The organism is Thalassobacillus devorans (assembly GCF_011761345.1).
In the GTDB taxonomy this organism is placed as follows: domain Bacteria; phylum Bacillota; class Bacilli; order Bacillales; family Halobacillaceae; genus Thalassobacillus; species Thalassobacillus devorans.
In genome coordinates this window covers 137,838-160,897 of sequence record NZ_JAASRY010000004.1, presented here as the reverse complement: position 1 = coordinate 160,897, position 23,060 = coordinate 137,838, and the positions used below count along the sequence as shown (strand labels likewise).

The 23,060-nt window shown below is 42.2% G+C and carries 22 protein-coding genes; 19 read left to right on the top strand and 3 right to left on the bottom strand.

What is annotated here, in order from left to right:
• Positions 1-53 precede the first annotated feature (53 nt).
• Complete coding sequence (locus FHS45_RS13955) at positions 54-188, bottom strand: YqzM family protein (protein ID WP_082412088.1); 135 nt, start codon at positions 186-188, stop codon at positions 54-56.
• 376 nt (positions 189-564) lie between these two features.
• On the opposite strand from FHS45_RS13955, the gene holA reads away from it, so the two are divergent.
• A complete protein-coding gene (holA, locus tag FHS45_RS13950) occupies positions 565-1,593 on the top strand; it encodes a DNA polymerase III subunit delta (protein WP_229717890.1) in 1,029 nt (342 codons plus the stop codon).
• Between the two features lie 169 nt (positions 1,594-1,762).
• Here the strand turns inward: holA and rpsT are convergent, their stop codons facing one another.
• Complete coding sequence (gene rpsT, locus FHS45_RS13945) at positions 1,763-2,023, bottom strand: 30S ribosomal protein S20 (RefSeq protein ID WP_062446858.1); 261 nt, start codon at positions 2,021-2,023, stop codon at positions 1,763-1,765.
• Between the two features lie 161 nt (positions 2,024-2,184).
• Here rpsT and gpr point away from each other — a divergent pair, with 161 nt between their 5' ends.
• The 13 genes from gpr (at position 2,185) to deoC (ending at position 17,655) form a co-directional block, all read left to right on the top strand.
• Positions 2,185-3,279 carry a GPR endopeptidase gene (gpr, locus tag FHS45_RS13940; RefSeq protein ID WP_062446856.1) on the top strand — a complete coding sequence of 365 codons (1,095 nt, stop codon included), beginning with the start codon at positions 2,185-2,187 and terminating at the stop codon, positions 3,277-3,279.
• Positions 3,280-3,372: 93 nt separating this feature from the next.
• Entirely contained in the window at positions 3,373-4,527 is a 1,155-nt protein-coding gene (gene spoIIP, locus FHS45_RS13935) for a stage II sporulation protein P (RefSeq protein ID WP_062446853.1), read from the top strand.
• Positions 4,528-4,548: 21 nt separating this feature from the next.
• Positions 4,549-4,875, top strand: a complete 327-nt coding sequence (locus FHS45_RS13930; protein WP_166761419.1) for a hypothetical protein — start codon at positions 4,549-4,551, stop codon at positions 4,873-4,875.
• A gap of 774 nt (positions 4,876-5,649) precedes the next feature.
• Complete coding sequence (gene lepA, locus FHS45_RS13925) at positions 5,650-7,467, top strand: translation elongation factor 4 (RefSeq protein WP_062446845.1); 1,818 nt, start codon at positions 5,650-5,652, stop codon at positions 7,465-7,467.
• A gap of 59 nt (positions 7,468-7,526) precedes the next feature.
• Entirely contained in the window at positions 7,527-8,675 is a 1,149-nt protein-coding gene (gene hemW, locus FHS45_RS13920) for a radical SAM family heme chaperone HemW (protein WP_062448018.1), read from the top strand.
• 97 nt (positions 8,676-8,772) lie between these two features.
• The gene (gene hrcA, locus FHS45_RS13915; RefSeq protein WP_062446842.1) at positions 8,773-9,804 is read left to right on the top strand and encodes a heat-inducible transcriptional repressor HrcA; all 1,032 of its coding nucleotides are present in this window, start codon (positions 8,773-8,775) and stop codon (positions 9,802-9,804) included.
• A gap of 124 nt (positions 9,805-9,928) precedes the next feature.
• On the top strand, positions 9,929-10,483 hold the full coding sequence (gene grpE / locus FHS45_RS13910) for a nucleotide exchange factor GrpE (RefSeq protein WP_062446840.1): 555 nt from the start codon (positions 9,929-9,931) through the stop codon (positions 10,481-10,483).
• An 85-nt stretch (positions 10,484-10,568) separates the two neighbouring features.
• Positions 10,569-12,404, top strand: a complete 1,836-nt coding sequence (dnaK, locus tag FHS45_RS13905; RefSeq protein ID WP_062446838.1) for a molecular chaperone DnaK — start codon at positions 10,569-10,571, stop codon at positions 12,402-12,404.
• A gap of 146 nt (positions 12,405-12,550) precedes the next feature.
• The gene (gene dnaJ / locus FHS45_RS13900; RefSeq protein WP_062446836.1) at positions 12,551-13,681 is read left to right on the top strand and encodes a molecular chaperone DnaJ; all 1,131 of its coding nucleotides are present in this window, start codon (positions 12,551-12,553) and stop codon (positions 13,679-13,681) included.
• Between the two features lie 102 nt (positions 13,682-13,783).
• On the top strand, positions 13,784-14,719 hold the full coding sequence (prmA, locus tag FHS45_RS13895) for a 50S ribosomal protein L11 methyltransferase (RefSeq protein ID WP_062448014.1): 936 nt from the start codon (positions 13,784-13,786) through the stop codon (positions 14,717-14,719).
• 21 nt (positions 14,720-14,740) lie between these two features.
• Positions 14,741-15,493 (top strand): 16S rRNA (uracil(1498)-N(3))-methyltransferase, encoded by a 753-nt coding sequence (locus FHS45_RS13890; protein WP_062446831.1) that lies wholly within the window; start codon positions 14,741-14,743, stop codon positions 15,491-15,493.
• 5 nt (positions 15,494-15,498) lie between these two features.
• Positions 15,499-16,854, top strand: coding sequence for a tRNA (N(6)-L-threonylcarbamoyladenosine(37)-C(2))-methylthiotransferase MtaB (gene mtaB / locus FHS45_RS13885; RefSeq protein WP_062448011.1), 1,356 nt, complete (start codon positions 15,499-15,501; stop codon positions 16,852-16,854).
• Between the two features lie 132 nt (positions 16,855-16,986).
• A complete protein-coding gene (deoC, locus tag FHS45_RS13880; RefSeq protein WP_062446829.1) occupies positions 16,987-17,655 on the top strand; it encodes a deoxyribose-phosphate aldolase in 669 nt (222 codons plus the stop codon).
• 507 nt (positions 17,656-18,162) lie between these two features.
• Here deoC and FHS45_RS13875 read toward each other — a convergent pair.
• On the bottom strand, positions 18,163-19,086 hold the full coding sequence (locus FHS45_RS13875) for a Na/Pi symporter (protein WP_062446826.1): 924 nt from the start codon (positions 19,084-19,086) through the stop codon (positions 18,163-18,165).
• Between the two features lie 212 nt (positions 19,087-19,298).
• Between FHS45_RS13875 and rpsU the strand changes: the two genes are divergently transcribed.
• The 5 genes from rpsU to FHS45_RS13850 all read left to right on the top strand — a co-directional run bounded on the left by rpsU (position 19,299) and on the right by FHS45_RS13850 (position 23,045).
• A complete protein-coding gene (gene rpsU / locus FHS45_RS13870) occupies positions 19,299-19,475 on the top strand; it encodes a 30S ribosomal protein S21 (RefSeq protein WP_028783259.1) in 177 nt (58 codons plus the stop codon).
• Positions 19,476-19,493: 18 nt separating this feature from the next.
• On the top strand, positions 19,494-19,940 hold the full coding sequence (locus FHS45_RS13865) for a GatB/YqeY domain-containing protein (protein WP_062446821.1): 447 nt from the start codon (positions 19,494-19,496) through the stop codon (positions 19,938-19,940).
• A 191-nt stretch (positions 19,941-20,131) separates the two neighbouring features.
• On the top strand, positions 20,132-21,493 hold the full coding sequence (locus tag FHS45_RS13860) for an NfeD family protein (RefSeq protein WP_062446819.1): 1,362 nt from the start codon (positions 20,132-20,134) through the stop codon (positions 21,491-21,493).
• A complete protein-coding gene (gene floA / locus FHS45_RS13855; RefSeq protein ID WP_062446817.1) occupies positions 21,490-22,485 on the top strand; it encodes a flotillin-like protein FloA in 996 nt (331 codons plus the stop codon). The genes FHS45_RS13860 and floA overlap by 4 nt, the downstream gene beginning before the upstream one ends.
• A 29-nt stretch (positions 22,486-22,514) precedes the next feature.
• Positions 22,515-23,045 carry a hypothetical protein gene (locus FHS45_RS13850; RefSeq protein WP_062446816.1) on the top strand — a complete coding sequence of 177 codons (531 nt, stop codon included), beginning with the start codon at positions 22,515-22,517 and terminating at the stop codon, positions 23,043-23,045.
• Positions 23,046-23,060: the final 15 nt, after the last annotated feature.

Here is a 23,060-nt window from a genome sequence, read left to right as displayed (position 1 = left end):
ATAGAGGTCATAAAAAAGGCTGCTAACTAAGCAGCCTTTGATGGTAATGGAATTTACGATCCGATTACATTCACGACGACACCGGTAAAGAATATAATGAAGAAGAACAAGAACGAGAAAATGAACCCTAGTCCGGAATCGACGACATCATTATTTTTTGATTGAATATCTTTTTTAAATTCGTTCACTTTTACCCCTCCTATACCTGTGTTTTAGTATAAGCGATACTTGATTAAAAATCCAGATTCATTATTAATTATATCAAAAAAAACTATCCGTTTTTTTGATTACCTTGGTTAGCAAGAGTTGTCATCTATACTTTACGTCCTTTTGGTCAATCTAAAACCAAAGGACAATATCGTCGCCCGACCTTTCACCCGGGGCTGGATCGGGCGGCGTTCATATAGATACCTCAGGCATCTCGGCCCAAATGATTTTTGACAAGGCTTCCTAACCAGCATAAAATAAGAACATTGAGTTCCTTTTTGTGGATAGGAAATGGACGAGGTGCCTGTTACTTTATCATGTATAAACTGGGGTGTAAGTATGGACTATATGCAAATAATGAAAAAAATAAACAAAAAACAATTTTCTTCAGTATATTTATTATATGGAACGGAATCCTACCTGATTCAGGATATTAAACAAAAGATATTAAAATATGCCTTATCTGGTGAAGATCAGGAAGTCAATGTCTCTTATTATGACCTGGAGGAGACCCCAATTGAAGACGTTGTTACGGATGCAGAGACATATCCATTTTTTGGTGAACGGAAAATTATCATCGCCGACAACCCTGTATTCATGAAAGCTAAACCTGAAAAGCTGCCTTTTGAACATAATGTGGAAGCTTTACAGTCTTATCTCACTAATCCGGCTGATTATTCCATACTGGTAATCACAGCCCCATATGAAAAGTTAGATGAACGGAAAAAAATATTCAAGTTATTTAAGAAACAAGGGGAGACAGTGCCCTGTATGCCTGTCAAAGAGTGGAACCTGGAAGAATGGATAACTTCTATTGCCGGTGAGCTAAACATCCAAGTACCGACTGAATTGCATGAACTAATTATTCAAGAGGTTGGAACGAATCTCATGGTACTTCGAAGCGAGATGGAAAAATTAGCACTAAATGCCGGAGAAGGAGGCGCTGTAACAAGGGAAATGGCTGAATCGCTTTTATCTCATAGTGCTGAGGCTTCAGGTCTTAAACTGGTTGATGCAGTGATGGAGCGCAATCTTTCAAAAGCTATCCATATTTATAAAGATTTAACGAGGATGAATGAAGATCCTATTGCCTTGACAGCTTTACTCGCATCACAATTTCGAATTATCATGCAGGCAAAAATACTTAAGCAGAAAGGGTATGCACAGAATCAAATGAAGCAATACATAAAAGCACACCCTTATGTGATTAAAATGGCCATGAAACGAGAACAATATTTCACTTTTCATGAATTAGAACAAATCATGGATAAGTTGACAGAAACGGACCAGCACATAAAACAAGGGAAAGTAGAAAAGAGTTTGGCTTTTGAATTACTATTATACCAATTGGTTCACATTAAACGATTGGAGAGTCAAACAGGGTAAAAGCTGTTTTTGCCTGCTTATAAATGAAAACTTTGTACTTTAGACCTTATAAAAAAGCTTCATGCTGCGAACTGGGTTCACTGGCATGAAGCTTTTTTATGTTGGAATTCATTGCAAATGAAAAACGACCCTGGCAAGAGTCGCTTGTTGGTCATAAAAAAAGCAGGCCTTATAGGCTGTTTACTTTTTTAGCAAGGCGAGATTTTTGACGGTTGCCGTTATTTTGGTGGACGATCCCTTTTTGAACGGCTTTATCAATTTTTTTCGCTGCAGTTTGTAAAGCGCTCTTAGCACCTTCTGCGTCATTGTTTGCTACTAACTTTTCCACACGCTTGACAGCGGTACGCATATCACCTTTATAAACAAGGTTTTGAACGCGGCGGTCGTCAGTTGTACGAACACGTTTCACTGCGGATTTAATATTTGGCATGATTTCACCTCCCAGGTAAAAACATCAGTTTCATTCATATCGAACAAGAGTCATTTTACCAAAGCCACCTCTAGTTTTCAATAGGTTTATCTAAGCCATGAAAGAAAACGTATAAAAATCTTCTCCCTGTCTCAAGCTAGTTACAAAAAGGAGGCGTGAGAATGAGTGCTGAAAACAGGCAATATAACGTTCGTACAGACCTGGCCATTGAAGCCAGAGATATGTATGTCGAGGAGGACCAAAAAAACCAATCTCCTCAAGGGGTAGAAGTGGAAGAGAAAACCGTTGATGACATCAAGGTTACATATGTCACCATTGATGAAGCTGCGGAAGAGCGTCTGGGGAAAAAGGCAGGAAATTACATTACGCTTGAGTCCAAAGCGATAAGAAATCAAGATACTGATATGCAAAAACGTCTTGCTGTGGTCCTTGCCGAGCAGCTTGGTGAGTTGTTCCGTTTAAATGATATTAAAGAGGGACAAACATGTATGGTTGTCGGACTGGGAAATCATAATGTAACTCCAGATGCTCTCGGGCCAATGGCTATGGAAAAGGTGATGGTAACAACACATTTATTTAAGCTGCACCCGGAAACGGTGGCTGAAGGCTATCGTCCAGTGTCAGCTATCACTCCTGGAGTAATGGGGGTAACCGGAGTAGAAACAAGCGACATTATCCTGGGGGTACTGGAAAAGACAAAACCCGACTTTGTCATTGCTATTGATGCACTGGCATCAAGGTCGATTGATCGTATTAATGCTACCATCCAATTATCAGATACAGGCATACATCCAGGCTCCGGTGTAGGGAACAAAAGAAAAGAGCTGAGTAAATCGACGTTGAACATCCCGGTGATAGCAGTAGGGGTTCCCACCGTTGTAGATGCGGTTACGATTACAAATGACACTATTGATTATCTGTTAAAGCATATGGGGAGGGAATGGCGTGAGAAAGATGCTCCATCAAAAGCGCTCACTCCTGCTCGGATGACATTTGGAGATAAAACCCTGCGAGAGGAAGATTTGCCTGATATAGATCAGCGACAAGCTATCCTTGGAATGGTAGGAGGCCTTGAATCTCATGAAAAAAGGCAATTGATAGAAGAGGTATTATCCCCGATTGGCCATAACCTCATGGTTACGCCAAAAGAAGTTGATGAATTTATGGAAGATATGGCACATGTAATAGCAGCTGGGATTAATGCTGCGCTGCATGAAAGAATAAAAGGTGACGAATCTCAATCGTTCACGCGATAAATCTGATAGAAAATTGATAGAGTGAAGTTCTATTTTATCAGCTCCCTCATAGACTTTAATAAACAGCCTTAAGGTTATGAAGGGAGCCGGATAATGAGGAAAATAAGAAAGCGAAAGCCATTCCAGCCCTACCACTTCAACAGGCTGTCAAAACGGGCAGGATCATGGGTAGCGGCCATGGCAGCTCTTTTATTGATTATTGGGGGATTGACGAGTGTTAAACCGACTTATCGAATCTATTCAGAAACAATTCAAGACTGGACAAGCCAAATTGAGGGTCCGTCATTTTTATATTTATTCAGTATGGAAAATAAAATGTACAAAGGAGCCTATCCTGATAACGTAAAACCTCCTGACCTGACAACAATGGGATTTCAATTGGCAACGAGTTTGACACCAAATGATCCGCGGAGCCTATTGGGGAGGGAATTGCCAGGGCTGGATACTTATCATAGTGAAATTCTGGTTGCTGGTGAGGGAACGGATTATACTAACTTGCCAATAGAGTCCCATCCTCCACTGGATGTGGTAATGGAAGATAGGGAGGCGGTGGATCCGGAAGAGGAGGGTCCGGTGGAAAAAACAGAAAGAAAAGACGCACCCTCTACAGGTGGTCGCAATGTCGTTCTTATATATAATACCCACAACCGGGAATCCTTCCTTCCACACTTGGCTGAAGGGACAGAACATGCTTATCATGATGAAGTAAACATCACTAAAGTGAGTGATCGCCTGGCTAAGGCTTTAGAAGCCAACGGGATTGGGGCAAAGGTGAATGATCGCGATGTTACTGCATTCGCAAAGGAAAAAGGGGTAGCTCCCTATGATGCATCAAGAACGATTGTTACGGAAGCGATGGCTGCCAACAAAGATATCCAATACATTTTCGACCTGCACCGTGATGGAGCTCCGAGGGATGTGACCACTACTGAAATTGATGGGGAAGTTTTTGCGAAAACCATTTTTGTAATCGGCGCTGAGCACGAAGCTTATGAAAAAAATGCCAAACTGGCTGCAGACCTTCATGAATTACTGGAAGAAAAGTTCCCTGGATTAAGCAGGGGGGTTATTAAAAAGAAAGGAAATGGAGTGGATGGCAAGTACAATCAGGATCTTTCTGAAAAAGCGATATTATTAGAATTCGGCGGCCATGAAAACAGTCTGGATGAAATATACCGTTCGGTTGATGCAGTGGCGGAAGTATTCAGTGAATATTACTGGGAAGCGGAAAAGGTATCTGGTGATTAAGAACTGGAGGTGGGAGTTATGATGAAGTACTTGCTAATATTGTGTATGATGATCTCGTTGTTTCTTGGCGGTGCTTTTTTTGGTATCAATCAAGCCTCCGAAAACCATGCTGACGAGCCAGATATCCCCGTCCTTTCGAAAGAATCACTTTTAGAGAGGCAAGCGGAAAAAAACGATATGTTTGAAGGTCCTGTGGTTGGAATACCTGTAGAAACCCCATTTCCAGATAAAGGTCAATATCCTGCTCATGCCAGCGTACAGATTGCTGAGTTATTAGGTACAGGGATTTCAAAGGTTTATGATATCGTCATTACTACTGCCGCTAATATAGTAGAGCCATTATTTTAGAAGAAGCAGCGCAGACTGCTTCTTCATTTTTGGCTCTGTTAAACTTTGTTGTTGATTTTTCATAATAGGCTTATTCCACAATAGGGCCGAAAAGTCGAAGACTTGACTTCGAGATAATTTGGGTCCGTTGCCGAATCAGGAGTAAGGGCGGCAGGGAAACAGTTCGCTTTCCTGTGGGGGAGCCGCCGAGCCTCCTCGGTCGTTTCACTCCCTGCGGGGTCTCGTCTGGATCCTTCTCCCACGGGAGTCTCACCGTTTCCCTGCCGCCTTATCCATTTTTGAATAACGGACCATTTATAAAGATGAAGATGTCTTCAACATTTTCTCTTTAATGACCAAGGATTCAGCTAGTAGGCCATTTTTCAGAAGGAATCTTACTAAGTTTGAAGTTATTTAGTGATGTTTCCGTTTCTCTCATACACGCAAGGAGGTACGGGAATTTGCGAGACTCCAATGGAAGAATAGTACATGGTGAGCTCCCGGAGGGCTTCAGCCCGAGGAAGCTCACCGTACTCCCATGGAAAGCGAGTGATTTCCCGGACCTTCAAACCGTTACTACCGTAACGGAAACAACATATCTTGAAACTGAGTCTTCAGTAAAAGGGAGCTTTTATTGTAAAAACAATACGGAGCTTTTAAAGAGCCTCTTTTTAAAAAAATTAAGTTCAGCTCTTCTGACCCGTAACTTCTGCTTTTGATGATTGAATATTCCCTTGGCTATTGCTATAATCTATGCTAGTTATCGTTCGTAAAAATAGTAGGAGTGGATTGTAATTGGCAAGTAATCAGAGACAGCAGCGTGTGAGGAACTTTTCGATCATTGCTCACATTGATCATGGGAAATCGACATTAGCTGATCGGATATTAGAAAAAACAAAAGCATTGACACAGCGTGAAATGAAAGAACAGTTCCTGGATGCAATGGATTTGGAACGCGAACGGGGAATTACGATTAAACTGAATGCTGTTCAATTGAACTATCAACAAGATGATGAAGATTATATTTTTCATTTAATAGATACTCCAGGACATGTCGACTTCACGTATGAAGTGTCGCGTAGTTTGGCTGCTTGCGAGGGGGCCATTTTGGTCGTCGATGCGGCCCAGGGGATTGAAGCCCAGACGTTAGCGAATGTTTACTTAGCACTGGAGAATGACTTGGAAATTATCCCGGTTATTAACAAAATTGATCTTCCTAGCGCAGACCCGGATAGGGTGAAGCAGGAGATCGAGGATGTCATCGGTATCGATGCTTCTGATGCGATTCTTGCCTCTGCCAAAGATGGTAAAGGAATCGATGAAATACTTGAAAGAATTGTCAGTGACATCCCGGCGCCGGCTGGCAATGAGGAAGAACCATTGAAAGCATTGATATTTGATTCCTTATATGATCCATATCGTGGTGTCATCGCTTATGTTTGTATCAAAGAAGGGTCTGTAAAAGTGGGCGATAAAATCAAGATGATGGCGACAGGAAAAGAATTTGAAGTCAATGAAGTAGGTGTGTTCAAGCCTAAACCAGCTCCACTGGACGAATTGACGGTCGGAGATGTTGGTTATTTGACTGCTTCGATTAAGAATGTTGGGGACAGTCGTGTCGGTGATACGATTACACATGCCAAAAAGCAGGCGGCCGAACCATTGCCAGGTTATAAACGATTAAATCCGATGGTTTTCTGTGGAATGTATCCGGTAGATGCCAACCGTTATAATGATCTCCGTGAAGCATTGGAGCGATTGGAATTGAATGATTCTTCCCTTCAATATGAAGCAGAGACATCACAGGCGCTAGGATTTGGCTTCCGTACAGGTTTCCTTGGGATGCTTCATATGGAGATTATTCAGGAGCGTATCGAAAGAGAATTTGGTATTGACCTGATCACTACTGCACCAAGTGTTATTTATCAGGTGGCTTTGACAGATGGAAGTGAAATACAGGTGGATAACCCATCGATGATGCCAGACAACCAAAAAATACAGGAAGTCCGGGAACCATTTGTCAAAGCTACGATTATGGTACCGAATGATTTTGTCGGGCCGGTAATGGAAATCTGCCAGAAGAAACGCGGAGATTTCAAAGATATGCAGTATCTCGATGAAAATCGGGTCAACGTTGTTTATGAGATTCCATTATCAGAAATCGTATATGATTTCTTTGATGCCTTGAAGTCAAAAACAAAAGGTTATGCTTCTTTTGATTATGAGCTGATCGGCTATCAGGCATCGAATCTCGTCAAAATGGATATCCTATTGAATAGTGACACAATTGATGCTCTATCATTCATTGTGCATAGAGACTTTGCCTATGAACGTGGAAAGCAAATTGTCGAAAAGCTGAAGAATCTTATTCCGAGACAGCAATTCGAGGTGCCAGTTCAGGCAACGATTGGCAATAAAGTAGTAGCTCGTTCCACGATCAAAGCGATGAGAAAGAACGTGTTGTCCAAATGCTACGGGGGGGATATCTCCCGTAAGCGTAAACTATTAGAAAAGCAAAAAGAAGGTAAGAAACGGATGAAGATGGTCGGTTCCGTCGAAGTACCGCAAGAAGCCTTCATGTCTGTACTGGAAATGGATGACGACGATAATTAATATGCCGAAAACCGCAGGAAGTTTTTCTTGCGGTTTTCGTTATGAAAGGCGGTAACCTGATGCAGATACCATCAGTATATATTCACATACCATTCTGTCAGCAAATTTGCCACTACTGTGATTTTACAAAGTTTTTTTATAATGAGAAGCTGGCAGATGATTACTTGAGCGCATTGGAAAAAGAAATCAAATCATATATACCGGAAAAAAAGATAGCCCCCAGGACTATTTTTGTAGGTGGCGGTACTCCCACGGCACTGTCGAAGGAACAATTGAAAAAACTGCTGATAATCATTGATCGTTATCATGATATCGCAGCATGCAGTGAATATACTTTTGAAGCCAACCCAGGTGATCTCGATGAAGAAAAAGTAAAGCTCTTGAAATCTTTTGGTGTAAATCGTATATCCCTTGGAGTGCAAGTTTTTGACGATATGATGCTTGAAAAAATAGGCCGTCTTCATAAAGTCAAAGATGTCTATACTAATATAGACAGGTTGTTGAATGCCGGTCTGACGAATATCAGTATCGACTTGATTTATGCCCTTCCAGGTCAAACTGTAGACCAATTCGAACAAACCGTGGACGAAGCCTTACGCTTCGACCTGCCTCATTACTCTTCGTATTCCTTGCAAATTGAGCCGAAAACAGTATTTTATCAACGGTATAAGAAAGGTAAGTTAAGCAAGCCTCCAGAGGAATCAGAAGCGTCAATGTATGAATTGCTGCAGAAGAAAATGATGGCTAAAGGAAAAAAACAATATGAAATCAGTAATTTTGCGGAACCTGGATTTGAAAGCAAACACAATCTGACCTATTGGAACAACGAATATTACTTCGGGTTTGGGGCTGGGGCCCATGGCTATCTTCCGGGGAAACGGATCGTGAATATCCGGCCGCTTCCGGCCTATATTAAACAAGCAGAAGAAAATGGCCGTCCTGTACTTCACGAGGAACCAATCAGCAGAAGAGAACAAATAGAAGAAGAGTTATTTTTAGGTCTGCGGAAGACAGAAGGCGTAGAATTAAATAACTTTGAGGCGAAATATGGCGAGAACTTTGAGCAGGTTTATGGGGGTGTTCTGCCCTATTTAAAAGAGCGTCAATTAATCGTTGTAGCGGATAATAAAATAGCATTGACAGAAAAGGGGAGGCTCCTTGGCAATGAGGTTTTCCAGGAATTTTTACTGGACGAAAAAGATGTATAAAATCCAAGCTAAAGTCGTTGACAACATAAAGGGCATTTGATAGTTTTATAATAGATTTAGCACTCAACAGATAAGAGTGCTAACAGAGGTGATCATCATGTTGACAGAAAGGCAATTACTGGTACTGCAAGTGATTATTGATGAATTCATCCATACAGCACAACCTGTAGGGTCACGTTCGATTTCCAAAAAAGGTGAAGTCACCTTTAGTTCGGCTACCATTCGAAACGAAATGGCTGACTTGGAAGAGATGGGGCTGATAGAAAAGACCCATTCATCATCCGGAAGGGTCCCTTCTGAAAAAGGGTATCGCTTTTATGTAGATCATTTATTGTCCCCTTTCCGTCTTTCTAATATGGAAATTCGTTCTATTCAGGAAACCTTTCGGGATCAGATGCTTGAGTTTGAGAGAGTGGTTCAAAAGTCAGCGGGAATTTTATCCGATTTGACGAACTATACTTCGATCATTCTCGGACCAGAGGTGTTTGAAACGAAGTTGAAGCAGCTGCAGATTGTTCCCTTGACTGCTCAGACAGCTGTGGCAATTCTTGTAACCAATACGGGTCATGTAGAACACAGGGCTTTCAATATTCCTCAGGAAATTGAAGCAAATGATCTGGAAAAAATGGTGAATATCTTGAATGACCGTTTACATGGTGTGCCTTTGGTACAACTTCATGAGAAGATTTTCAGTGAAGTCGGCGCTTTGTTGAAAACTCATACGAATAATTATGAGCAGGCATTTCAATACTTGCAGGCGGCGTTGCTGAATGAACAGCCTACAAAGTTGTATGTCGGCGGAAAAACCAATATACTCATGCAGCCAGAGTTCAAAGACCTTGAAAAAGTGAGATCCCTGTATGCCATGATGGAACAAGAAAGTGAGATTGTTCACTTACTGCGTAACGATCATTCTGGAATTCAAGTGAAAATCGGCCATGAGAATGAGGTCGATGCCATGCAGGATTGCAGCTTGATTACGGCCAGTTACGCTTTAGGTGATGATCAAGTTGGAACCATCGCTTTATTAGGACCTACCCGGATGGAGTACAATCGCGTTATTAAATTAATGCATGTGCTTTCATCAGAAATGACAGATACCTTTAAATCCTGGTATCAAAATGAATAAGGGTAGAAAAGGATAAAGATGGGCAGCTTTTTCTCCCATCCCTTATTTTTGCCCTTTTACTTTTTTCTGTGCAGTAAAAGTGTTATAGTCTTAACGGTGAATAGAACTCGGAGGGGGTGTCGGAATGTCAAAGGACAACCAGCAGGAACAAGAAATCATTACAGATCCAGAAGAAACAGCGAAGGAAGAAGAATTGGAACAGGAAGTCCTTGAGGAAGAACAGGCTGAGGATGAGGAATTAGAAAAATTGAAGCAGGATTATGAAGAACTGAATAACCGCTTGATCCGCCTGCAAGCTGATTATGATAACTTCCGCAGACGCACAATGAAAGAACGCGAAGCGGATCGTAAATATAAATCCCAGGACCTGGTTACTGAATTAGTTCCGGTTTTGGACAATTTTGACCGTGCGTTGAAAGTGGAGGTCGAAGGCGAAGCCGCTAAAGGGTTCGTCGATGGTATGAAGATGGTTTACCAGCAATTTAAAGCTGCATTGGAGAAAGAGGGCGTAGAAGAAATCAAAGCAGAGGGTGAGCAGTTTGACCCTCACCTTCATCAGGCAGTGATGCAGGCGAATGAGGAAGACTACGATTCCAATGTTGTCATTGAAGAAATGCAAAAAGGATACAAACTGAAAGATCGGGTAATCCGGCCTGCAATGGTGAAAGTGAACCAGTAAACGCACTATCTAAATGTAATCTAACTCCGTATAGGAGTTCACTCATATGAATTCAACACAGTAGAGCTATAAGGAGGAATTTACAATGGGTAAAATCATTGGTATTGACTTAGGTACAACAAACTCTTGTGTCGCTGTAATGGAAGGCGGCGAATCAAAAGTAATTCCAAATCCAGAGGGTAACCGTACAACTCCTTCTGCCGTCGCATTTAAAAATGGTGAACGTCAGGTAGGGGAAGTCGCTAAGCGTCAGGCGATTACTAACCCGAACACTATCCTTTCCATCAAACGTTATATGGGTACCGACCATAAAGTAGAAGTGGAAGGAAAAGAATATACACCTCAAGAAGTTTCTGCAATCATCCTTCAATACATCAAAGGATATGCAGAAGACTACCTGGGTGAAACGGTAGATAAAGCTGTCATTACTGTACCGGCTTACTTTAATGATGCGGAACGCCAGGCAACTAAAGATGCAGGTAAAATCGCTGGCATCGAAGTAGAACGTATCATCAATGAGCCAACTGCTGCAGCACTTGCTTATGGTATCGATAAAGAGGACCAGGATCAGACTATTCTTGTTTATGACCTTGGTGGCGGTACTTTTGACGTTTCTATCCTTGATATTGGCGACGGTACGTTTGAAGTTGTATCTACTGCTGGTGATAACCGCCTTGGCGGGGACGATTTTGACCAGGTAATTATCGACCATATGGTTGCTGAGTTCAAGAAAGAAAATGGTATCGACCTATCTCAGGACAAAATGGCTAAACAACGCTTGAAAGATGCGGCTGAAAAAGCGAAGAAGGACCTTTCCGGTGTTGCTCAAACGCAAATCTCCCTGCCATTTATTACAGCAGGTGAAGCAGGTCCGTTGCATCTGGAAATGACATTGACTCGTGCTAAATTCGAAGAGCTTTCTTCTGAACTTATCGAGCGTTCCATGAAGCCGACGCGTCAAGCGCTAAAAGATGCAGGTCTTTCTTCCAGCGAAATTGATAAAGTTATCCTGGTTGGTGGTTCCACTCGTATTCCGGCTGTCCAGGATGCATTGAAAAAAGAAGTAGGCAAAGAACCTTCAAAAGGAGTTAATCCTGATGAGGTAGTAGCGCTTGGTGCTGCTATTCAAGGTGGAGTCTTGCAAGGGGACGTTAAAGATGTTGTCCTTCTGGACGTTACCCCACTGTCCCTTGGTATTGAAACAATGGGTGGCGTAACTACTAAACTTATTGAACGTAACACAACAATTCCAACCAGCCACTCCCAAGTATTCTCAACAGCAGCAGATAACCAGACTGCGGTTGATATCCATGTACTGCAAGGGGAGCGCGAAATGGCACAGGATAACAAAACACTTGGCCGTTTCCAATTGACAGATATTCCACCAGCACCGCGTGGTGTACCACAAATTGAAGTATCCTTCGATATCGATGCTAACGGTATTGTTAACGTCCGTGCTAAGGATATGGGTACAAATAAAGAGCAGTCCATCACTATTAAATCTTCTTCCGGACTTTCTGATGAAGAAGTAGAGAAGATGGTCCAGGAAGCAGAAGAAAATGCTGAAGCAGATAAGAAACGACGTGAAGAGGTAGAACTTCGCAATGAAGCGGATCAAATGATCTTCACTACTGAAAAAACATTGAAAGACTTAGGCGAACAGGTTTCTGAAGAAGAAAAGCAACAGGCAGAAACCGCTAAAGATGAATTGAAAGAAGCGTTAGAAGGAGAAGACCTGGATAAGATCAAAGAAAAGAAAGAAGCGCTTCAGGAACACGTCCAAAACTTATCTGCAAAAGTGTATGAGCAAGCAGCACAACAAGCTCAAGCTCAGCAGGAAGCAGAAGGCGGACAAGGCAGCGATGATGATGTAGTCGATGCTGATTATGAAGAAGTTAATGAAGAAGACGACAAAAAGTAAGAAAGTCAAGTTAAAAGTCAAAGTCAGGAATTTCTTGGCTTTGACTTTTTTAACGCAAACGAAAGTGAAGAAACAAGATTTGAAAATAGCTTTGTATCAATGTTATTATTAACTTTATGCAATAGTGCCGGGAGAGTGATCGTCAAGTGAGTAAACGAGACTACTATGACGTTCTTGGTGTGGGAAAAGACGCTTCCAAGGACGAAATTAAGAAGAGTTATCGAAAACTTGCCCGCAAATACCATCCGGACGTCAGTGACGAATCGGATGCGGCGGATAAGTTCAAAGAAGTTAAAGAAGCTTACGAAGTATTAAGTGATCAGCAGAAACGTGCCCAATATGACCAATTTGGTCATGCCGGCCCTCAAGGCCAAGGCGGTTTTGGCGGCTTCGGTGGAGGCGCGGAAGATTTTGGCGGTTTTGGCGATATATTCGATATGTTTTTCGGCGGCGGGGGCAGAAGACGTGATCCAAATGCTCCGCGTAAGGGCGCTGACCTTCAATATACAATGACACTAGGCTTTGAAGAAGCCATTTTCGGTAAAGAAGCGGATATTGAAATACCGAAAGAAGAAGAATGCGAGACATGTGACGGTTCAGGAGCCAAGCCAGGTACTTCTCCAGAAACCTGCTCTCACTGTAAAGGGAGCGGCCAGTTGAACGAAGAGCAAAATACTCCGTTCGGCCGTGTCGTTAACCGTAGAGTATGTCATTATTGCCAAGGCAGTGGTAAAATCGTCAAGGATAAATGTAATACCTGCGGCGGTTCTGGAAATGTGACCAAACGGAAAAAAATCCATGTCAGCATTCCAGCAGGAATTGATGATGGTATGCAAATCCGGGTAGCAGGACAAGGGGAATCCGGTGCCAACGGAGGACCTGCCGGTGACTTGTTTGTTGTAGTGAGAGTAGAATCTCATGAATTCTTTGAAAGAGAAGGCGACCACATCTTTTGTGAGCTGCCTGTAACTTTTGCCCAGGCTGCACTTGGTGATGAGTTAGAAGTACCGACTGTACATGGCAGAGTGAAACTGAAAGTGCCAGCAGGAACGCAAACCGGGAAAACATTCCGTTTGAAAGGGAAAGGTGCTCCTAATGTGCGCGGACATGGTCATGGCGACCAGCATGTGAAAATCCGTGTCGTCACTCCACAAAACCTCACGGAAAGACAGAAAGAACTAATCCGTGAGTTTAATGAAATCAGTGGTAATGAAGCGACAGAAGAACAACACGGTAACTTTTTTCAAAAAATGAAGCGAGCATTCAAGGGCGAGTAGGATAATAGGGGCTGATCAAAATGAGGAAAACTATTTTGAATCAGCCTCTACATATGTTGAGGCAGGAAGATTCATAAAACAACTGGAAAAGAGCTGATGGAAATGAAATGGTCGGAAGTTTGCATTCATACTACAAACGAAGCTGTAGAACCAGTATCAAATATCCTGCATGAAGCAGGAGCCAGTGGTGTAGTCATTGAAGATCCGCAAGATATGGAAAAAGAACGCAGGGCGGGTTTTGGCGAATTATATGATCTCGATCCTGACGATTATCCATCAGAAGGGGTTTATGTAAAAGCCTACCTCCCGGTTAATAGTTTTTTGAGTGAAACCATCGATGCTGTCAAACAGTCCATTAACAGTTTAGCGGAATATGATATCCAGTTAGGCAAAAATAAGGTGACACTTTCTGAAGTCAATGAAGAAGATTGGGCGAATGAATGGAAAAAATATTATAAACCAGTCAAAGTTTCAGACAAAGTAACGATCATCCCTACGTGGGAGGAATACGATCCAGTTTCCAGTGATGAAGTAATTATCGAAATGGACCCTGGGATGGCCTTTGGTACTGGAACGCATCCTACAACAGTACTTAGTATTCAGGCTATTGAACGTTTTCTGAATGAAGGAGACCTTGTTTTGGATGTGGGAGCAGGTTCAGGCATTTTAAGTGTTGCTTCTGTGCTGCTTGGAGCATCTAAAGTGCTTGCTTATGATCTCGATGAGATTGCCGTATCAAGTACTGAAAATAATGCCAGGCTCAACCAGGTGGAGGACCGGATTAATGCGCGTCAAAATGATTTGCTGAATGGAGTAGATGTAAAGGCAGATTTGATTGTTTCCAACATTCTCGCAGAGATCATTGTCCGTTTCACCGAAGATGCTTATAAGCTCTTGAAGCCAGGAGGCTATTTCATCACTTCCGGGATCATACAAGGAAAAAAAGAACATGTAAAACAAAGCCTGAAAAATGCCGGGTTTGAAATAGTGGAAGTTAACCAAATGGAAGATTGGATATCTATTATCGCAACGAAATAGTAAGTAAAGCAGGTGCATCTAATGCAGCGATATTTTGTAGGGGAAGACGGCTGGACTGAACAGGGAGTAACCATAACAGGGGAGGATGTCCACCATATTGTCCGGGTTATGCGAATGCAGCCGGATGATGAAATTATTTGTATTAATCCCAGCGGCTATGCTGCATCATGCCGTATTACAAGTACCGATAAAGATGCAGTACAATGTGATATCATCGATTGGCTGGATGAGCAAGTAGAACTCCCTGTGGAAGTCACTATTGTCCAATCGCTTGGCAAAGGTGATAAATTGGAGACGGTAGTACAAAAAGGTACAGAACTAGGTGCTTCCCAATTCATCCCTTATCAAGCAGAAAGATCTGTAGTAAAATGGGATAAAAAAAAGGTGGACAAGAAAATTTCCCGCCTTGAAAAAATTGCGAAAGAAGCTAGTGAACAATGCCAACGCACAATAATACCATCCATCCATTCTGTTCATCAATTAGACGAGCTGATACAAACAGGCAAACAATTCAAATGGAAATTATTTGCCTTTGAAAATGAAGCAAAACAGGATGAATACCAGTCTTTAGCGGATTTGGTCAATAAAATGTCTGCTGATGACCGTGTGATTGCGGTGATTGGACCCGAAGGCGGATTTTCTCAGTCAGAAGCAGCTAAACTTACGGAAGCAGGATTTCATCCTGTCCGGCTGGGTCCCCGAATATTACGAATGGAAACAGCTCCTCTATATTTGCTGGCAAGTATTTCGTATCATCTAGAAGAATTGAGGTGATGAAAATGCCAACAGTGGCATTTCATACATTAGGGTGTAAAGTGAATCACTATGAAACAGAAGCCGTATGGCAATTATTTAAAGATCAGGGGTATGAACGCGTGGACTTCGATCGCGAATCTGACGTTTACGTTATCAATACCTGTACGGTAACCAATACCGGAGATAAAAAAAGCCGTCAGGTTATCCGTCGTGCCATTCGTAAAAATCCAGATGGTGTTATTTGTGTAACCGGCTGTTATGCACAGACCTCCCCTGGGGAAATTATGGATATACCTGGGGTGGATATTGTAGTCGGTACCCAAAACAGGGTGAAGATGCTGGATTATATTGAACAATATAAACAGGAACGTCAACCGATCAATGGCGTTACTAATATCATGAAAAACCGTGTATATGAAGAGTTGGACGTGCCATATTTTACAGATCGTACGCGAGCTTCTTTAAAAATCCAGGAAGGCTGCAATAATTTCTGTACCTTCTGTATTATTCCTTGGGCACGTGGCTTGATGCGTTCAAGAAAGCCGGAAGATGTCATCAAACAGGCTCAACAGCTTGTGGATGCAGGCTATAAAGAAATCGTGCTAACTGGAATTCACACTGGTGGTTATGGTGAAGATATGAAAGACTATAACCTTGCGATGCTGCTTCGTGAATTAGATGAGAAAGTAACAGGATTGAAGCGTATCCGTATTTCTTCTATTGAAGCAAGCCAAATTACGGATGATGTTATTCAAGTCTTAAACGACTCAGATAAAATAGTGCGCCATTTACACATACCATTACAATCTGGTTCCGATACAGTACTTAAACGTATGCGCAGAAAATACACGATGGAATTTTATAAGGAACGAATTGACAGAATCAAAGAAGCGTTGCCTGACCTTGCCATCACTTCTGATGTTATTGTCGGATTCCCGGGTGAAACGGATGAAGAATTCATGGAAACCTATCGGGCTATTCAGGAAATCGGTTATTCCGAACTCCATGTCTTCCCATTCTCCAAGCGAACAGGTACACCAGCAGCAAGAATGGAAAATCAAGTCGATGAAGAAGTGAAAAATGAGCGCGTACACCGTTTGATTGAATTATCCGATCAGCAGGCGAAAGAATACGCCTCCCGCTTTGAGAATGACGTCTTAGAAGTCATTCCTGAAGAGGAAGATAAAGAAACCGAAAATGGTGGTATACTGATCGGTTATACCGATAATTATTTGAAAGTGAAGTTTGAGGGATCCAAGGATTTGATTGGAAAAATTGTCAAAGTAAAAATAACTAAAGCAGGCTACCCGTATAATGAAGGTCAGTTTGTCCGCGTAATGGACGAACCTGATTTAAGCAGCCGGGTTACTGCTATTTAAAGGGAAAGCCATACGACAGTTCGTATGGCTTTTTTCAAAAGAGGAAAAGACTAGGCATAGAAATTAACCTGTCTTCATGCTATGATGAAGAGGTACGTACAACTAACCAGCCAGAAGAAAGGAAGAGGTTTTATGGAAAATATCGCAAAGTATATTGATCATACACAATTAAAGCCCGATACACCTCAGGAAAAAATTGATCAAGTCTGTCAGGAAGCGAAAGAGTATGAGTTTGCTTCTGTATGTGTGAACCCGTATTGGGTCAATCATTGCTATGAACAATTAAAAGACACTAATGTTAAGGTTTGTACTGTAATCGGTTTCCCATTGGGAGCGAATACGAAAGAAGTCAAAGCATTTGAAACTAAGCAGGCCATCGAAAAAGGTGCTACAGAAATTGATATGGTCATCAATGTGGGAGCGATTAAATCAAAAGATTATGAGACAGTACAGGCAGATATCGAGGCTGTTGTAAGAGAAGCAGAGGATAAAGCTTTAGTCAAAGTAATCATTGAAACATCACTGCTTACAGATGATGAAAAAGTAAAAGCCTGTGAGTTGGCTGTCAAGGCTGGCGCGGATTATGTGAAGACTTCTACTGGATTCTCAGGGGGAGGAGCGACTGTAGAAGATATTAAACTAATGCGTGCTACTGTAGGACCTGAGCTTGGCGTGAAGGCTTCTGGCGGAGTGCGTGATTTTGAAGCTACAAAAGCGATGATTGATGCGGGTGCTACGCGCATTGGTGCAAGTTCCGGCATTCAAATCATCAAAGGCGAACAAGGAACCTCCGATTACTAATATTAAAAAGCCCAGAGTTGCAGAAACTCTGGGCTTTAAGTTTTTCGTGGTTTAATACATTCTCTTCTATACTGAAGGGGGAGTTTTCCACTTTGCTGATTCGATAATAATCAAGCTAAGCAGTTGGAGAGACACATGCTACGCTGTCGCTTGCTTTGTAGGGGGAATTTATTTTTATTAAGACCATCCCCTGTGAATTTAAGGCTCCTTGGGGCTCTTATACTGTCTATTATAACCATGACTTCAGAGTTTTTCGATTTTTATAGTCATTATCCACACTATAAAGACCGTTGGCATCACCTTTCTATAAGGGGGCGTTCATTAAAAGATGACTGTGAATAGAGAATTAGACTTTACGGAATAACTTCTTCTTATATCGCAACGATTTCGGTAACTTGCTTTCACACGAAAAACGCTTCTCTCCCCACGCACTAAACTCTCACGCACACCTCAGAATTGTTTCTTCCTTAACCTTTCAATAATATGTGTGGAGCTGAGATGATTTTTTTATTTATGCAAACGGGTAAGCCATTTTTCGAAAGGTTTTAAAAAAGGGTAGAAGAGAAAGATGGTCACCGTGTTGAAAAGCACTGCCAAATGCGCTAACTGCCTGCCAGGTTCTACTGCAAGCCAGACAGATAGCTCATCCAAATAACCGAGGACAGGAAGGAATAGGAGCACACTGATGAGGTTGTACCAGATATGGCTGGATGCCACTACTCTTGCGCCTTTATCAAGTGCGGCACCTGCTATGGATGCTGTTATACAAGTGCCTATATTGGTTCCCAGGATGACAGCTATAGCAGAAGGCATAGAGATTGCTCCCTGCTCCAGCATGGTCAGCGTCACACCAAACATAGCAGAGGACGACTGAATAAGCCCGGATCCGATAATACCAAAGAACAAGGCAGAAAGAGTAGAATCATCCAGTGAACTTAACCATTCAGAAGTTCCAGGAAGATTCATGAAATCAGCTATAGACCCTCCTAAGTTTTCTAAGGCTAGAAATATGACAGCAAGTCCAAATAAAATAGTGCCCCAGGCAAACGTTTTCTGATGCTGCATGACAATCATCAAACCACCTGCAAGGAGTAGGAAGCTATATGGAAGATGCAATGACAAACTTAATATTTCTCCTGTAAGGGTGGTACCTAGGTTGGCACCAAGCATGATACCTATAGCCTGAGTTACTTTCATATATTTAGTAGTAACAAGCCCCATTGCTAATACAATTACAACCGAGCTGCTTTGCAGTAAGCCTGTTGCAGCAAAACCTGTTAAAATGGCAAGGATAGGATTTCTGGAAAAATGCTGTATCCACTGCTTAGTTCGTTGATAAGAAAGCTGGAATAGACCTACTTTCAAACATTGCAGGCCAAAAAGAAACATTAATAACAATACCGTCAATTTTGAAATTAATTCCATCATCATATGGCGACACCTCATAACACTATATGGACAAGAGAAAGGAAACATGTACAGAAATTCAGAGATAACTGAACAAAAAAATGGTAAGTATGGAACAAATTCAGGGAAAAAAGTTGACCCGGAATAGGGGTTATAATATAATTATCAAAGGCATGGGATATAGAGATGCATGCTGAGAAGATACTTGCTTTATGCTTCGGAGGGAGGGAAATAGCATGTCAAAAACAACTCGCGTTCGTAAAAACGAGTCTCTTGAAGATGCTCTTCGTCGCTTCAAAAAGAGTGTATCCAAATCTGGAACTCTATCTGAATATCGTAAACGTGAACATTACGAAAAGCCTAGCGTACGCCGTAAGAAAAAGTCTGAGGCCGCTAGAAAGCGTAAGTGGTAAAAGAGGGTGTAGAGAGCTATGTCATTAGTTGAACGTCTCAATCAAGACATGAAACAAGCGATGCGGAATAAGGAAAAGGAAAAACTGACCGTTATCCGCATGGTTAAAGCTTCATTGCAAAATGAAGCGATCAAACTTGGAAGAGGCGAATTATCTGAAGAAGAAGAGCTTACTGTTTTATCTCGCGAGGTAAAGCAACGTAAGGATTCCCTCCATGAATTTCAAGAAGCTGGACGCGAAGACCTTGTAGAAAAACTTAATCGTGAAATAGAGATTTTACAAGCATATATGCCGAAACAGCTTTCAGAAGAAGAACTTGAACAAGTTGTTCAAGAAACGATTGCAGAAGTGGGAGCATCCTCAAAGAAAGATATGGGGAAAGTAATGAGTGCAATCATGCCTAAAGTGAAAGGCAAGGCAGATGGTTCTCAAGTAAATAAGCTCGTACTGAAGCATTTATCATGATTACATGATGGAAAAATCTCCCTTGTGATAGGGAGATTTTTTTTAACCCTTAAGAAAGTAAGGTTTTAAAGCTTTATATACTAAGTTAAACCAGCTGTATATTTTCAATAACAGATTTTAAAATTGTATGAAACCTTGCTGCTGAGTAAAACGTACATATAGTATGATTCGGCTTGAAAGGGGGGACCTGAATGTTTCGAATCTCTCACTATTTATTAATAATTGCCCTGCTGTTGTCAGGCTTGGTGCATATTTTACATGAGGATTCTACCAAAGTATATGCCGAGAGTGGGGAAGGGAAGCTTGTATATATCATCCCTGTGAAAGATAATGTAGAACGGGGAATGGAAGCGTTTTTAAGAAGAGCTATATCGGAAGCTGAAGACGCTGATGCGGATTATATTATCTTCGAAATTGCTACTCCTGGCGGCAGGGTGGATTCCGCTAACGCCATAGGAGAATTATTTCAGGATTTAAATATTCCTAATGCTGCATTTATTACTACCCAAGCTTTGTCGGCTGGCTCCTACATAGCGCTTAATTCAGATGAAATTTATATGAAGCCGAACGCTACAATGGGAGCATCAGGGGTTATCACTGGTGATGGCAATGCGGCTGACAAAAAAGCACAGTCTGCTTGGATTGCCGCCATGAAGGCTGCAGCTGAATCAAATGGACGCGACCCGATTTATGCAGAAGCTATGGCTGACCCATCTGTCGACCTGCCTGGTTATAATGCTCCGAAAGGTGATTTTTTAACGTTAGGTCCAAATACAGCCGAGGAAGTGGGCTATGCTGAGGGAATAGTCAGGCACCGGACAGAGCTTCTTAGCGAATTAGAACTGAAGGGCGCAGAAGTAGTGGAGACTGAACCATCATTAGCAGAGAATATTGCGCGGTTTTTAACAGATCCCGTTGTCGTGCCGATTCTGCTCTCCGTTGCCAGTTTGGGATTGATTGTTGAATTGTATTCTCCTGGATTCGGTATACCAGGGACCATGGGGCTTTTATCTCTCGTACTGTTTTTCTATGGTCATATCATAGCTGGTCTGGCAGGTTACGAAGCAATCATTTTACTTGTGCTTGGTCTTATACTAATAATCGCTGAGTTTTTCTTGCCGGGGGGAATCGCAGGGATTGCGGGGGCTGTTGCCATCGTATCCTCGTTGATGCTTTCCGGCGCTGATACCGGTCATATGGCTATGAGTATCGGGATTGCAATTTTGGTAGCAGTTATTGCTTCCGTTATCCTGTTCAAATACCTTGGACTGGAAAGGGGATTTTTCAGGCATATCATTTTACAAGACGCCACTACTGCAGACAAAGGCTTTGTCTCCTCTACCAACCGATTAGAGTTGATTGGGTTAGAAGGCGAAACATTGACGCCGCTGCGCCCTTCCGGGACTGCTGTATTTGATGAGGAACGTTTAGACGTGGTGTCGGAAGGCAGGTTTTTACCGGCTGGTCAGCCTGTGAAAGTCATAAAAACAGAAGGCTCACGCATCGTTGTGCGTGAAATTAATAAAGAAACCATGAAGGAGGAAAAAGAATGACGTTACAAGAATTAATGCCAATTATCATTATTGGTCTTATCATCATCGTGCTTGCTATTCTATTCACTTTTATACCAGTTATGCTGTGGATCAGCGCATTGGCAGCAGGTGTCCGTATCAGTATTTTCACACTCGTAGGGATGCGTCTTCGTCGGGTAATCCCTTCCAGGGTAATCAATCCGTTGATTAAAGCTCATAAAGCTGGTGTTAACGTAGATACCAACCAGTTAGAGAGTCATTACCTGGCAGGTGGTAATGTAGACCGCGTGGTCAATGCTTTAATTGCTGCTCAGCGAGCAAATATAGAGCTTAGTTTTGAACGCTGTGCCGCAATAGACCTGGCCGGTCGTGATGTATTGGAAGCTGTGCAAATGAGTGTCAATCCGAAAGTAATTGAAACACCATTCATTGCAGGTGTTGCTATGGATGGGATTGAAGTAAAAGCAAAAGCACGTATTACAGTACGTGCCAACATCGACCGGTTAGTCGGTGGTGCGGGAGAAGACACAGTCATCGCCCGTGTTGGTGAGGGAATCGTCTCTACAATTGGTAGCTCCGAAAATCATAATAAAGTTCTGGAAAATCCAGACCGTATTTCCCAGAATGTATTATCAAAAGGGTTAGATGCAGGAACCGCTTTTGAAATCTTATCCATTGATATTGCAGATATTGATATTGGTAAAAACATTGGAGCAATCCTACAGACAGATCAGGCTGAAGCTGATAAAAATATCGCTCAGGCGAAAGCTGAAGAACGCCGTGCTATGGCGATTGCCCAAGAACAAGAGATGCGTGCCAGAGTGCAAGAAATGCAAGCGAAAGTTGTGGAAGCGGAAGCTGAAGTACCTCAGGCGCTTGCTGAAGCACTACGTTCAGGTAAAATGGGTGTTATGGACTACATGAATTACCGTAATATAAATGCTGATACAGATATGCGTGATACGTTAGGCAAACTTTCTAAGGAAGACCATGGTGAAGACGAAGAAAAATAATCACCTCCGTGGTGTAAGGAGGCTATCCCATGGAAAATTTCATTAATTTTCTACTGAATAATATTTTTCTGGTCGCCATTTTTATTGGCGGTATTATCAGTTGGTTGAACCGGATGAACACAGAGCAGGAGGAGGAGCGGCCGAAACGGCCGCCTCCCCAGCAGAAACAAACGCCTGCACGACCAGTACAGCCTGGAATGGAGCGGATGGATAGAACTGAGCGCTCACAACAGAAAATGCCAGGCGAAAATAGGGTTGAAAAATATTACGAAGAAAAGAAAAGACAAATCAAAGATATTTCGGAACGAAATATCGGTGATAGACAAGACACCGGCTCTTTCACTTATGAAACACCAAACCGGAAAATCCATGACGCCATTCCTGGGCAAATGGAACGCACGAAACCGATGCAGGATGGTGAGAAAGCAGCAACTTCTCTTTCGATCAAAAGCAATTTGAATCGGAAGAAGATTGCTGAAAGTGTCATGATGGCCGAGATATTGGGTCCTCCCCGAGCGCATAAACCGCATCGTACATTTTCAAAACGAAATAATTATTGATGAGAACGCACGGAT

Bases quoted from the DNA above. Each gene is read 5' to 3' on its own strand.
- holA (WP_229717890.1), top strand. From the start codon at position 565: ATGAAAAAAATAAACAAAAAACAATTTTCTTCAGTATATTTATTATAT.
- rpsT (WP_062446858.1), bottom strand. From the start codon at position 2,023: ATGCCAAATATTAAATCCGCAGTGAAACGTGTTCGTACAACTGACGAC.
- gpr (WP_062446856.1), top strand. From the start codon at position 2,185: ATGAGTGCTGAAAACAGGCAATATAACGTTCGTACAGACCTGGCCATT.
- spoIIP (WP_062446853.1), top strand. From the start codon at position 3,373: ATGAGGAAAATAAGAAAGCGAAAGCCATTCCAGCCCTACCACTTCAAC.
- FHS45_RS13930 (WP_166761419.1), top strand. From the start codon at position 4,549: ATGAAGTACTTGCTAATATTGTGTATGATGATCTCGTTGTTTCTTGGC.
- hemW (WP_062448018.1), top strand. From the start codon at position 7,527: ATGCAGATACCATCAGTATATATTCACATACCATTCTGTCAGCAAATT.
- hrcA (WP_062446842.1), top strand. From the start codon at position 8,773: ATGTTGACAGAAAGGCAATTACTGGTACTGCAAGTGATTATTGATGAA.
- grpE (WP_062446840.1), top strand. From the start codon at position 9,929: ATGTCAAAGGACAACCAGCAGGAACAAGAAATCATTACAGATCCAGAA.
- dnaK (WP_062446838.1), top strand. From the start codon at position 10,569: ATGGGTAAAATCATTGGTATTGACTTAGGTACAACAAACTCTTGTGTC.
- prmA (WP_062448014.1), top strand. From the start codon at position 13,784: ATGAAATGGTCGGAAGTTTGCATTCATACTACAAACGAAGCTGTAGAA.
- FHS45_RS13890 (WP_062446831.1), top strand. From the start codon at position 14,741: ATGCAGCGATATTTTGTAGGGGAAGACGGCTGGACTGAACAGGGAGTA.
- mtaB (WP_062448011.1), top strand. From the start codon at position 15,499: ATGCCAACAGTGGCATTTCATACATTAGGGTGTAAAGTGAATCACTAT.
- deoC (WP_062446829.1), top strand. From the start codon at position 16,987: ATGGAAAATATCGCAAAGTATATTGATCATACACAATTAAAGCCCGAT.
- FHS45_RS13875 (WP_062446826.1), bottom strand. From the start codon at position 19,086: ATGATGATGGAATTAATTTCAAAATTGACGGTATTGTTATTAATGTTT.
- rpsU (WP_028783259.1), top strand. From the start codon at position 19,299: ATGTCAAAAACAACTCGCGTTCGTAAAAACGAGTCTCTTGAAGATGCT.
- FHS45_RS13865 (WP_062446821.1), top strand. From the start codon at position 19,494: ATGTCATTAGTTGAACGTCTCAATCAAGACATGAAACAAGCGATGCGG.
- FHS45_RS13860 (WP_062446819.1), top strand. From the start codon at position 20,132: ATGTTTCGAATCTCTCACTATTTATTAATAATTGCCCTGCTGTTGTCA.
- floA (WP_062446817.1), top strand. From the start codon at position 21,490: ATGACGTTACAAGAATTAATGCCAATTATCATTATTGGTCTTATCATC.
- FHS45_RS13850 (WP_062446816.1), top strand. From the start codon at position 22,515: ATGGAAAATTTCATTAATTTTCTACTGAATAATATTTTTCTGGTCGCC.